General features: G+C 34.8%; 8 protein-coding genes. 5 read left to right on the top strand and 3 right to left on the bottom strand.

The window, feature by feature from the left end:
* The first annotated feature begins 36 nt into the window (after positions 1 to 36).
* Positions 37 to 480: a DUF1572 family protein gene (locus JST55_05070; protein ID MBS1492854.1), complete on the top strand. Its 444-nt coding sequence runs from the start codon at positions 37 to 39 to the stop codon at positions 478 to 480.
* A gap of 52 nt (positions 481 to 532) precedes the next feature.
* On the opposite strand, the gene JST55_05065 is transcribed toward JST55_05070, so the two are convergent.
* Together JST55_05065 and JST55_05060 are read right to left on the bottom strand one after the other, a co-directional pair.
* Entirely contained in the window at positions 533 to 1,603 is a 1,071-nt protein-coding gene (locus tag JST55_05065) for a beta-lactamase family protein (GenBank protein ID MBS1492853.1), read from the bottom strand.
* Between the two features lie 86 nt (positions 1,604 to 1,689).
* Positions 1,690 to 3,156: a hypothetical protein gene (locus tag JST55_05060; protein MBS1492852.1), complete on the bottom strand. Its 1,467-nt coding sequence runs from the start codon at positions 3,154 to 3,156 to the stop codon at positions 1,690 to 1,692.
* 205 nt (positions 3,157 to 3,361) lie between these two features.
* On the opposite strand from JST55_05060, the gene JST55_05055 reads away from it, so the two are divergent.
* Together JST55_05055 and JST55_05050 are read left to right on the top strand one after the other, a co-directional pair.
* Entirely contained in the window at positions 3,362 to 3,565 is a 204-nt protein-coding gene (locus JST55_05055) for a hypothetical protein (protein ID MBS1492851.1), read from the top strand.
* Between the two features lie 4 nt (positions 3,566 to 3,569).
* A complete protein-coding gene (locus tag JST55_05050; GenBank protein MBS1492850.1) occupies positions 3,570 to 6,383 on the top strand; it encodes a T9SS type A sorting domain-containing protein in 2,814 nt (937 codons plus the stop codon).
* 111 nt (positions 6,384 to 6,494) lie between these two features.
* Here the strand turns inward: JST55_05050 and JST55_05045 are convergent, their stop codons facing one another.
* Positions 6,495 to 7,952, bottom strand: a complete 1,458-nt coding sequence (locus JST55_05045; GenBank protein MBS1492849.1) for a hypothetical protein — start codon at positions 7,950 to 7,952, stop codon at positions 6,495 to 6,497.
* Between the two features lie 363 nt (positions 7,953 to 8,315).
* On the opposite strand from JST55_05045, the gene JST55_05040 reads away from it, so the two are divergent.
* Positions 8,316 to 9,629 carry a hypothetical protein gene (locus JST55_05040; protein MBS1492848.1) on the top strand — a complete coding sequence of 438 codons (1,314 nt, stop codon included), beginning with the start codon at positions 8,316 to 8,318 and terminating at the stop codon, positions 9,627 to 9,629.
* Positions 9,630 to 9,820: 191 nt separating this feature from the next.
* Entirely contained in the window at positions 9,821 to 12,589 is a 2,769-nt protein-coding gene (locus JST55_05035; protein ID MBS1492847.1) for a TonB-dependent receptor, read from the top strand.
* Positions 12,590 to 12,653 lie beyond the last annotated feature (64 nt).

Raw genomic sequence — 12,653 nt, 5'->3', positions numbered from 1 at the left:
TTACTTTTTATTTTTGATAAACTTAAAACATAAAACATGCTTAAAGAAGTTTTAGTGGAATTTTTTGAAAGAGATTTAAACAAACTGAAAGATGAATTGGTGGCTTTTAAGAATGAAGAAGACTTATGGAAAATAAAGGGTGATGTAAAAAACAGCACAGGGAATTTATTTTTACATCTTAACGGAAATCTGAATCATTTCATCGGAGCAACATTGGGAAACTCAGGATATATAAGAGAGCGAGATAAAGAATTTTCATCAAGTAATATTCCAAGAGAAAAAATTCTCTCAGATTTAGAAAAAACTACGGCAATTGTTATGAGTACGCTTCGCAGTTTACCTGAGGACATTTTTGAAAAAAATTATCCGCTGGAAAAACATGAAAGGATTGTAAAGCATGATCACATGCTTCTTCATTTGCTCACTCATCTCAACTATCATTTGGGGCAAATAAATTATTTGCGAAGACTGGAAATTTAAAAATAAAAACCCTTCCGAATAATTTTCAGAAGGGTTTCATTTTAAAATCTTATTAATATCCTGCTACTTGTAATAATCTTTTAGCTAATTCATCCGGCATATCTGCTCCGGGTCTTTGAGTGTTATACACAACGATAATAGAGCAGTCGCTTTCAGGGTTGTATCCGGAAAAATTTGTAAATCCGGGAATGCCTCCGTTATGCCCCAGAAATCCCGAGACAGAAAACATTCCTAATCCATATTTTAAATTTCCATGTGTGATGGCCCATTCTTTTCTCGCCTCTCTCATTTTTTCCGAATAAAATTTCCCCGTTCCCAGAGCTCTCAGATAAATTTTTATATCATTTATATCGGATATAATATCTCCGGCAGCACTTGCCCATGAAACATCGTAGTAAGAAGTCACATCGGTAAGTTTTGATGAAGTTGAATCCATCTGCATATATCCGTGAGAGTAGTCTCCGATCATATCCCGACCGTTTGCAGTCCATGTGTTTTTTAATTCTAAGGGTTCAAAGATTCTTTTTTTAATTTCGTCCTGCCATTTATTTCCTGTGACCTTTTCTATAATTTTTCCTATGAGAATTGTATTTGTATTAGAATAGTGAAAATTTGAGTCAGGCGGAAAATAAGGCGGATATTTTAAAGCTAACTGTATCAGTTCGTCATCACTCCAAACTTTAGATGGTCTGTTAGTTAAAGTGTCGTCAAACTGCTGTGATTCAGAGTAATTATAAAGTCCCGAGCGCATATTTGCTAGCATTTTCACTGTAATATTTTCACCATTGGGAATATCAGGGAAAAATCTCGAAATATTATCATCTAAAGATACTTTTCCTTCATCAACAAGCTGAAGCAGAACAGAAATGGTAAATGTTTTTGTGACGCTGCCTATTCTGTAAGTGTTATCAAGTCTCATAGGGATTTTCTTATCAATGTCTGCATAACCTTTTGCTTTTTCCCATTTGAAATCACCGCAAACGTATGATACAAGCATACCCGGTATTAAAGGATTTACAGATAAAACCGAATCGGTTATTCTATCAAATTCTTTATCAAGATATGTTTGTGAAAAACATGAAGCGGAAAAGAAAAAAAGAAGTAGAAATATTTTTGTTTTCATCCGGAGTATTTAAATTATGAAAATTTAAGGCAGGGGGAGTTGTTAAACTTAACAAAATTATGAATAAGAAAAAAAATAAAAAAAACTTACTTCTTTTTATTTAACTCCTTCGCTTTTTCTATTAGCCAGCTCTTCGATGCAATTGAATCTTTTCTTTCTATTTCCTTGGAAATAAATCCCGCATCCGTTGATTTATTATCTGCTTTCATTTTCAAAAGCTTATTATAAAAATTTATGAAGTTCATCTGCTGTGTTTTAAAAATGTCAGATATTTCATCTGTTGCAGTAAGAAAATTTTTGAAAGCACTTATCATTGAAAATGCAGATTCATATAAATCCAGTTCATAATAAATTCTCAGCATTAAGTTTTTTATATCCACTTTGTACATAAATACGTCGTATGAGATTTTGCTTAAGCATCCGAGTGCGTCTTCAAATTTTCCTTTTTCAAAATATAAATTTGCCTTTGCAAGATTTTGCATATTATATCTGAATTCCGGTTTCAGTTTTTCAGTATATTTTGAAATGAAAATTTCAAACCATTCAAACTCACCCAGACTAACAGCCATATTCATAATGTTGCGGTATAATAATACACTCATAAATTCATTTTCGGAAGGAGAGTATGCATCGTGTTCCAGCATTTTTTTGAAAACATCAAATTCATCCTGTGAAGATATAGTATCAAATTTATAATCCTTAGTGTGTATCCAGGCAATAAAATCATTAAATATGAAATATTTTTCTTTCCTGTCAAATTTTTCTGTGCTCTGATAAAATAAATTTTGTAATTTTTCGAACATTGAATTGTCATCAACATTCTGCAATGATTTTAGAATATAATAATAGAACTCGACAAGCCACAGCCATTCGGATTTTTTTTCTTTCAGCAGCCTAAGCATTTTTTCAAAGTCAATACTCTCGTATACACTTTCCAGCAGAGGGCTAGTCATATCAAGATTATAATAATCCTTTATTATAATTTTATCCCGCTGTTTACGTAAAAAAGTTACAAGGAATGTGAGCGTAACATACTCAGTATATTTTACACGTTTAGGAACTGACTTATCAAACTTATGATTACCGATATAATACTCTTCAAAAAGTCTTTCCAGTATTTCATTTTCCTTAAACCCTGAATCGCTCTTAAATTTTTCGCCGGATAGTTTTTTTTCTAACGAGTTTAATGTCTTCAAAAAAAGTTTATCATTCTTTTTATCTTTATATACCTTTGCTAGAGTTTCATCAAATAGTTTATCATCTGCAGAAAGTCTTTCACTTACCAGAAACTGCTCAGCCATCCCCGTTAAATCCGATGTTATATTCTTTAATTTCTTTTCATTGTACTGTTCGGATGGATATAGCGTTGCAAAAACTTTTTCTTTATCTAGATTATCAGAATTAAATTCGGGATGGTGTTTTTTGAGTACAGAATACAAACCGCTTACGTCGCGTCCTGTCGAAAAATACGGTGAGTTTACAAATTTTTCAAAATCCTTCCATTCTTTTGGTGAAAAGACCTTCAAAATCTCTATAAGTTTGCTGTCCTGCATTAATATTGCCCTCTGAAATATTGAGACTAATATAGGATTTCTAAGACTAAGTAAAAACGTAAAACTTGTTTTTTACTTTAAAAATGAGGTTTTAAGCACATTTTCAAGAAAACTTTTATGAGACTTTTGAGAAAATTCTATTTGAGCGTGAGACTTTTTGAACATAATTTTGAATCAACTTTAACAAAACAACCTTCAGAATAAAATGAGCGCAAATCAGGCATTAGAAACATTAAGAGTCTTAAAAACAATCATTGATAAATTAAATTCCGAAATGGTAATACTTATAAATGCTGCTGCAGAGATAGAAATAATTATAAGAAAAAATGAACCGGGAATTTCCAAATATCCTCTGCTTGAAAAGAAGGTCAACACCTTAATTGAAAATTATAAAAACTTAATAAAATAAAAAAATGAGCGCGAAAAAATTTAAATCAGCTTTAATTCTTCTTATTCTTGTCTGCTGTATTAACCAGGCTTCGGCTCAATGGGTGCAGCAAAATAATCCTACAGGCACTTTTTTAGATGATGTTTCTTTCATTAACGATAATACCGGATGGATATGCGGCAGCGGTATAGCTAAAACTACAAACGGTGGGATTAACTGGATAAACTTACCAAACCCTGAAAGTAATGTAATTACTAATATTCATTTCATCGATGCTAATACAGGATTTGCCGGCAGCTTCTATCTCTGGAAAACTACAAACGGCGGCAATAACTGGACTAAAGCCCTTACTGATGCTGGTAACTATTGTGATATGTCTTTTATTAATTCTTCTACCGGCTGGGTAGTAAGTAACAGCAACGGTATTTGGAGGACTACTGACAGCGGGAATAACTGGACAATGATCAATAACCAATATAATCATACACTTAATGCCATTAGTTTCATAAATGCAAATACCGGATGGGCTGCCGGATATAACGGGGGAATTTTTAAAACAACTAACGGTGGAGTTAACTGGACTGCACAAACTCCGGTAACGACACAGGACCTTTATTCGATAAATTTTTCGGATGCAAATACAGGAAGAGCCGTTGGTGGAAATCCCGGCGTTTTTCTTAGAACAACTAATGGAGGAACAAACTGGACTTCTGTTGCGGGTCCTTTTAATTACCGTTACGATAAAACAAATTTTATTAATTCATCTATCGGATGGCTGAGCGGGGCTAGTGGTATTGCTTTAACCACAGATAACGGTACTTCGTGGATAAATCAAACTCCTCCCGGCAGTAGTAATATTGCTGCAGTTTCCTACATTAGTCCGAATACAATTTACGCAGTTTCACAAAATGTTTATAAATCAACATCCGGAGGATTTAACTTAAATGCTCCATCGAACCTTGCATTAGTACCTGTCTCAACTTCACAAATAAATTTAAGCTGGACTGACAATTCATCTGATGAAGAAAAATTTATAATTGAACGTAGTTCAGACGGCAACAACTGGAGCATTATAGACTCCGTAAATGCAGACGTAACTTCTTATCAAAGCACAGGTCTTAGCACTGACCAGTTATACTACTTCAGAGTATATGGTAAAAAAATAATTTTTACATCAGGATATTCGTCCGCTGAATGGATAAGAACACCGATGACTGCCCCAACGCTTTCCTCACCGGAAGCCGGAACTGTAATTCCTTATGTTCCCGTGCTGCAATGGACAACAGTGCCAAATGCATTTACTTATACATTGCAGGTTGCGAGCGATACAAATTTTTCCAATATAGTTTATACAATTATAGCTCCTGGTTTAACTTCAAGTCCGGTTCCTCCGGCTAACTTACAAAACTCAACAAGATATTACTGGAGAGTAAAAGTTTCGAGCCTGTTAAATAATAGTCTCTTTACACCATACAGAGATTTCATATTTCAGAATCCAAACTATGGTAATAATATGAGCTCAGGCAGTAACCTATATTATTTTGCAAACTCAACTTCCGGAGCAAATTTGTCTCCAAATAAACCGACTTATAATTGGAGAGATACAACAGGAAGCACATACATTATATTGAACGGCTCATTGCTGGGATCTTTGATTGCCGGTAATCTTGACGACGGATTGTTCAGATTTACAAATATTCTCACAGGCAATAATGCGGTTAGATTCTTCGGGAATAATTATCAAACAATTTACATTGGGACTAACGGAATAATTTCATTTGGAACATTTGACCCTCAGTTGGGAGTAAACATTGAACCTCCAACAGATGGACTTTCACAAAATAATATGCTGAATGCAATACTTCCATTGTGGAAAGATTTTAACTTTGGCGATGCTGATGTTACAGGAAGAAGTCTTTGCATTAAAGTTACTTCAAACGAGATAATTATTACATTCAGCAAAGTTCCAAGTTATAATGCTTCTGTAGATGCAAATGATTATGTTAGTTTTCAGACAATTTTACAATACACTTCAAACCCGGTACAAAATTCTAAAATAGATTTTGTTTACAATTATGACCAGACAGGAAGCTCATTCGTTTCTAAATATAATAATAATACAATATATCCGATGCTTGTGGGCATCAAAGGAACAAGCGAATCAGCTCAGGAGTTTCAATACAGATTTTTCAATTCATCTTTTCAGTTGATAAACTCAGGTCCCATTTTTAGTTCTAACCTTACTCTTGCATTAGGACCTGACGCTTCTCTGCTTCCCGTAGAATTATCTTCCTTCACTTCACAAGTAAACGGAAGCAATGTAAAGTTAGAATGGTCAACAGTTAACGAACAGAACAATTCCGGATTTGATGTAGAAAGAAAAACTTCGGGCAGCAATGAGTGGAAGAAAATTTCTTTTGTAAACGGTAACGGAACTTCAAACGAAACACATAATTATTCTTACGAAGATAAGATTGCTGCTTCGGGAAAATACCAGTACAGATTAAAACAAATAGACTTCAACGGTAATTACAAATATTATGAATTATCAAATGAAGTTGAAATTGAAGTGCCGAAGAAATTTAATTTATCTCAGAATTATCCTAATCCTTTTAATCCGGCAACAAAAATTAACTTCGAGCTTCCGCGCAGCTCGAATGTAAAGCTCTCTGTTTACGATATAACGGGAAAACTCGCTAGTGAACTTGTTAATGAGCAGAGAGCTGCCGGATATTATACAGTAGAATTTAACGGAAGCAATTTTGCAAGCGGGATTTATTTCTATCGAATTGAAGCCGGTGAATATAATGCAACTAAGAAAATGACATTGGTTAAGTAAGTTTTAAAGGGGGAAGTAATAAATATTTATTCCGTCAGCTGTACTTAAAAACCTGCTGTACAGCCGGCTGCAATAAATCCTCATCTCACCACACGGGATGAGGATTTGTTTTTATCTGCTTTCAAGCTCATCAATTTTCTCTAAAAGCCATTTTCGGGAAATTATTTTTGAATCCATCACTTCTTTCCGGATTTCATCCAGAGGAATTTTTTTCTCATTTATCTTTATCCTGAAGAGCTTTGTAAGAATGTTAATAAAGTTTCTGATCGGCACAATAAGATTTTCATTCCATGAACCTTCGTCTTTTATTAAATGCTTTATACTATCAGCAGTATATGAGAATTGTTCGAAATCATTCATTTCATAGTAGATTGTCAGATACATTTGTTTGACCGTCCATTTATCGTTAAGGTGCTGATAGCTTGAAGTTGATAGATATTCAAGGGCACTGTTATAATCTTTTTTATATATAGCAAGATTAGCATAAACATGTTTTACAATATTTTCTTTATCTCTGCCGGTCACCAGCTCTTTATGCTTCTCAATAAAATCTTCAGCAAATTTTATTTCACCTGCATTGAAAGCCATTGAGAAAATCCCCCTGAACCATCCGGGGTCAATTACTCCGTTCTGAACAACTAAATCCCGCTCAACCATTTTCTTTACGATTTCAAATTTTATTCTGATATATTCTTTATCATTGGCAAGCTTATTTATGTTGCAGTAATTTATCAGATGAACGTAAAAGCTGAAACACTCAGACTTTTCGAACTTGAAAAAATTTTCCTCTATTAAATTCATTAGTCTGAAAAAAACTTCATCGTTTTTATCTTCACCGTATAGTTTTAAAATAAGATAATAAATTTCAATTGCCGCTGAATTCATATAACCGGATTCCTCAGCAATTTTTAAAAGTTCTTTCTCGAATTTAATTTCATATTTCTTATTAAAAAAATATTTTTCGTATTCGGCAAATCCATGAAGACGCAGCAAAGCGGAAAGCGTATATTTCCATAAATTGTTCATTTCTTTTTCATAACCCGATTTTTTATAAGTCGGGTCATCCTTTAATATATACTTCATTTCTATTTCGTTTATAACACTGAGTTTACTATAGTATTCCGAGTCACGAAGGGTTTGTTCTTCAAGGTATGTTTCCGTCTTTGAATGCTGCTTCCAGAAAAGCTTATCGATGTTTCTTGCCGAATATGATTCAAGCAGATTTTTTTCATAACTCCAAGTGTCCTTTCTGAAATTATTATAAGCACAGAATTCCTCTGCAAGCTTAAACAGATTGCTTGAAAGCCGCCTCATCACATCATCTTTATATTTTTTATTTAAATACAATGAATAATATATATTTTCTTTTGAAAGCTCTGATTGATTAAAACCCGGATAAAATTTCATCACCTCATCAAAAAAAAGAATAACTTCACTTCTGTTATTGTGAAACGGTGAGTTTACAAACTTGCCAAACTCTCGCATTTCTTCTTTTGAAAACGATTTTAACAGCTGAATTAAGTTTCCTGATTGAAATGAATTGGGAGATTTGGATTCTGATTCAGGCATTTTGTTGAGTTGAATTTGTGGGACAATTAACATCTTAATTATAGAAAAAATATCAAAAACGGAATAAAAATCCAATTGGAATTATTCTGTTGATAAAACTTTGTGTGACAAATTTCAATATTTCTCTTTGCTTGAGTTTCATCTTATCAATAGTTTTGAGGAGATTTAAAAAAACTCTGTGAGAAGAACCAATCAAAATATTTTTACTATTCCAATATATTCAATCAGGGGGAAGAGTAATTCATCAATTTCCTCACTCACAGAGGCGGATATATGCCCTCTTGCGCAAAATTATTTTTAACTGAAGCGAAGAGGGTATTGTCCTGAATCATTCAACAATATTTTAAAACTTAAGGAGGTTGTATGAAAAAAGCATACATTATTACAGTTACACTGGCAATATTTTATTCCGTATTTTTTTTCGGATGTGAAAAAACCGAAGACCCTGTTACTCCCCCTACAACAGGCGGAGAAGGAGCAACTGCATCTTACACATCAAGTTCGCAGGCAAGCCTTGATTATGATGATTTTTCATTGGTAGTTGATAAAGGCGATGTTCCGAATCTTTCAACAGGTGGAGACGGCACCGTTACATTTTCACTAAATACTTCTACATCGATTGAAACAGGAATACCTGCTATTACGGGCAACAGCGTTATCGGTAAATATTTAAAAGCAGGTCCTGAAGCATTTAATTTCGGCGGTCCTGTTACAATTTACTTTCCGGCATCAAGTCAATCTTCACCGCAAAATCTTGAAGTTATGTACTACTCTCCCGATACTCAGACATGGAAAATTATCCCTGTATCAGCAATAGATACCGCAAGGAAAAGAGTTGCCGTTGATGTTCTTCGCTTAGGATACTTTGTTCTTACCAGAAAAAATGTAACAGACGCAATGTCAGATACGCGTCAGGGAGGATGTGTTTTTGACCGTGAAGATACTTGGACGAATTACATTCTTACAGTTAAAAGCGCAGCGCTTGAAAAGCCTGAGCAGCTTGCTCAGTTTGTCGGAGGATATATAGGTAAGGTTTATTCGGGACCTATATTTCTCGGTTGCCCAAATGGAAAAACAAAAGCAATAGTTCCTCAGGGGACAATTGAGTTCTGGATTTCAAGGACTATCTGCCAGGGTTCAGATTCACGTGTTTATACTTATACAGTTCCTGCAACAGTAACTGTTTCTGATCCGCTGAATTTTATCGGCTGGTCAACTTACGATGCTGTTACGTATGTACCGTTTACTTTACCTGCAGGAGGTACGTGGGTACTTGGAAGACCGACAGGCTCAGGCGCATGGCCCACTCCCACAGTGCCATACGGTTCAGGAGTATTGCAGGCAACTTTAACCTGGAACAATTCATCAAGTGCAGCAACTGATTTAGATTTACATCTGTATGGTCCGAACAATATTCATATTTATTACGGAGCGAGAACAACTGCTGATTTTTCACTGGACAGAGACTGGCAGCAAACGCTTGGTGATGCAATAGAAAATATTTATAGTTTAAGAAGCACAATGCCAGCGGGTTCATATACGGTAAAAGTTGTTCATTATTCCGGTGCAACAAAAAATTTTAATGCTAGAGTAATTCTGAATGGTTCATCAACAAACTTTACCGGTACATTAGCAGCAGGGCAGGAAGCAACGGTCAAAACATTTACCATTCAATAAAAAACAGCCGGGTTTTTCTCCTATTACAGCATCCCCTCCTTCAAAAAAATGGAGGGGATGTTCTAAAATTAACAATTCATAAACTTACTTTACAATTCCGTAACATTCCGTTTACAATCTTAACATTAAGGTAATAATCATTTGACAGGTGAAAGGTAGTTTTATAGACAAACTAAATATCATCTGAAAAAATGTCAAAAATTTTATTTGCTTTAGCATTCTTAATTCTAATAACCCCGAAATTATTTTCACAGGAAATCAAAGGTAAAGTGTTAGATGCTTCAAACTCGCAGCCGCTTATAGGAGCAATTGTAAAAGTTACGGAGGATAAATCAGGCGCGGAAACAGATTTAGACGGAAGCTATACAGTACAGCTTTCAAAAGCCGGTACTTATACAGTAGAGTTTTCTTATGTAGGGTATAAAACTTACAGTGTGAAAGGAGTGGTTGTAAAAAAAGGAGAAGTGACTAAGCTTGATGCTACTATGAATGCCGAGGGAGTTTCAACTGAAGAGATTGTTGTTGAAGCAACTACATCAATGGCAAATGAAAACACTTTATTGCAGCAGCAGAAAAACTCAAATAAAATTTCAGATGGTATCAGTGAGCAGCAGATAAAACGCGCTCCCGATGCAGCTGCATCAGATGTTTTGAAAAGAGTTATCGGTGTATCAATTGTAAAAGATAAATTTGTTTATGTAAGAGGTACATCGGACAGATATAATAATACTACTTTGAATGGCGTGTTGATCCCAAGCACTGAACCCGACAAAAAGGCATTTTCGTTTGATATCTTCCCCTCGAATCTCATCGAGAATATAATTATTTCAAAATCATTCACTGCAGACCAGCCGGGAAATTACACAGGCGGGCTTGTGCAGATTACCACAAAGGAGTTTCCTGAATCTTTTACATATGGTTTTAATGTAAACTCTTCAATCACTTCCCAAACAACCGGAAAAGATTTTTACAATTACGATGCAGGGCAGTCAAAATTTTTATTCTTTAATATGGGAAGCGATGACGGCGGAAGAAGTATACCATCGAGTTTTCCTGTACAGACAATGAGCCGCCAGAATTTTACTCCCGATGAACTGCAGTCATTTGGAAGATCATTGAGAAATAACTGGACTCAAAATACAACAAGTGCGCCATTGAATGCAGGGTTTCAATTTTCTATTGGAAACAATATGAAATTTTTGAACAATCCTTTGGGATATTTAGCGGCATTTACATACAAGAATTCATTTTCAAATAAGACAATCGATAAAGATGATTACAATACAGACAATACAACGCTCAGCAGTTATGGAGGACGTTCTTCCGAATATACAGTTTTAGACGGCGGTATTTTGAATCTTAACTATAAACTTGGCACAAATCATAAAATCAGTTCAAAAAATACTTACAGCCAGAGCTCGGAAAACCAAACGGAATACTATAGCGGGCTTTATATACCAGAAAACGTCGAACGCCATTTATATACAACAGCTTTCACTGAAAGATATTTGTTCTCTTCACAGTTAATCGGAAGTCACTATCTCCATGACCTGGGAAGACTGGAATTTAACTGGACCGCATCTTATTCAGAATCAAAAAGAAATCAGCCGGATATAAAAACTATGACATATCAGAGAGACATTGGCACTACGGATGATTTTTTTGCACCTATTCTTACTAACGTTCCAAGCTCACCTGCAGGAGGCAGATTTTTTTCTAAGCTATATGATATTGCAAGAGGTATAAATTTAGATTTCGAGCTTCCTATAAAAATCGGTAAGTCAATTGATTCACGATTAAAATTCGGAACGCTTGCAAATGGCACAACAAGATTTTTTAATGCAAGAAATTTCGCTCCTGCTCTAAGCAGCGGTGCATCTTTTTTATTAAACTATGAAGGCATAGATACAATTTTCAAAGCGGAAAATATTTCTCCCACGGGTTATTATTATTCTGAGCTGACAAGAGAATCGGATAATTATTCTGCAACTGAAAATCTTTATGCAGGATATTTAATGTATGAATTACCCCTGAAAAAATTGCGCATTATTACAGGATTAAGATTTGAATCAGATCAGCAGAATTTATTTACGCTCGGAAGAATTTCACAGCCGATTTCTGTATCAAATAAAAACAATGACTTCCTTCCTTCTATAAATTTATCTTACAGCATTAATGAAACTACAAACTTAAGAGCATCTGCAACGCAAACCGTTTCGCGTCCTGAGCTCAGAGAAATTGCTCCGTTCTCCTATACAGATTTTGTTTCCGGAATTACTACAGTAGGCAATTCAACTGATTTGGACAGAAGCCTGAATCAGAATTATGATTTAAGATTGGAGATGTTCCCGCAAGCAGGCGAGATAATGGCAGTGAGCTTGTTTTATAAGCACATGAACAGTCCCATAGAAGAAGTATTTCTTTCCACTTCAACTAACAGAATAAAAACATTTCAGAATGCTACTGACGGGGCAAGAAATTATGGAGTCGAGTTTGAAGTAAGGAAAAATTTAGGATTTATTCACAAGCTTTTAAATTACGTTTCGATGAATGTAAATTTATCACTTATAGATTCAAAAGTAAATTTAGCAGGGCTTGGCTCCACTGCAACAAGCCAGGAAAGAACCTTGCAGGGGCAGTCACCTTATACAGTTAATGTAGGATTGTTCTATGACAATTATGATCTGGGCACCAGTGTAAATCTTATGTATAATAAATTCGGAGACAGAATTGCAGAAGTTGGCCTCAACGGATTTAACGATATAAAAGAAAAAGGAAAAGACTTGGTTGACCTTACAGTAACACAGAGACTCTTTAAGAAATTTGAGCTTAAGCTTGCCTTCAAAGATTTGCTGAATAAGGATGACCTTTTAATTCAGAGAGTGAATGATGAAGATAAAGTTGTGAAGAGAGTGAACTCCGGTAACTCACAATCATTAACTTTATCATATAAATTTTAAAGTTTAAAATTAATTAACATGCACGTAACAGCATCGAAACATTGAATGACGATTTTTGATAAAT

The organism is Bacteroidota bacterium, assembly GCA_018266835.1.
GTDB lineage: Bacteria > Bacteroidota > Ignavibacteria > Tepidaquicellales > Tepidaquicellaceae > JAFDZO01.
This window is presented reverse-complemented; position numbering and strand designations above follow the sequence as displayed.

Bases quoted from the DNA above. Each gene is read 5' to 3' on its own strand.
- JST55_05070 (MBS1492854.1), top strand. From the start codon at position 37: ATGCTTAAAGAAGTTTTAGTGGAATTTTTTGAAAGAGATTTAAACAAA.
- JST55_05065 (MBS1492853.1), bottom strand. From the start codon at position 1,603: ATGAAAACAAAAATATTTCTACTTCTTTTTTTCTTTTCCGCTTCATGT.
- JST55_05060 (MBS1492852.1), bottom strand. From the start codon at position 3,156: ATGCAGGACAGCAAACTTATAGAGATTTTGAAGGTCTTTTCACCAAAA.
- JST55_05055 (MBS1492851.1), top strand. From the start codon at position 3,362: ATGAGCGCAAATCAGGCATTAGAAACATTAAGAGTCTTAAAAACAATC.
- JST55_05050 (MBS1492850.1), top strand. From the start codon at position 3,570: ATGAGCGCGAAAAAATTTAAATCAGCTTTAATTCTTCTTATTCTTGTC.
- JST55_05045 (MBS1492849.1), bottom strand. From the start codon at position 7,952: ATGCCTGAATCAGAATCCAAATCTCCCAATTCATTTCAATCAGGAAAC.
- JST55_05040 (MBS1492848.1), top strand. From the start codon at position 8,316: ATGAAAAAAGCATACATTATTACAGTTACACTGGCAATATTTTATTCC.
- JST55_05035 (MBS1492847.1), top strand. From the start codon at position 9,821: ATGTCAAAAATTTTATTTGCTTTAGCATTCTTAATTCTAATAACCCCG.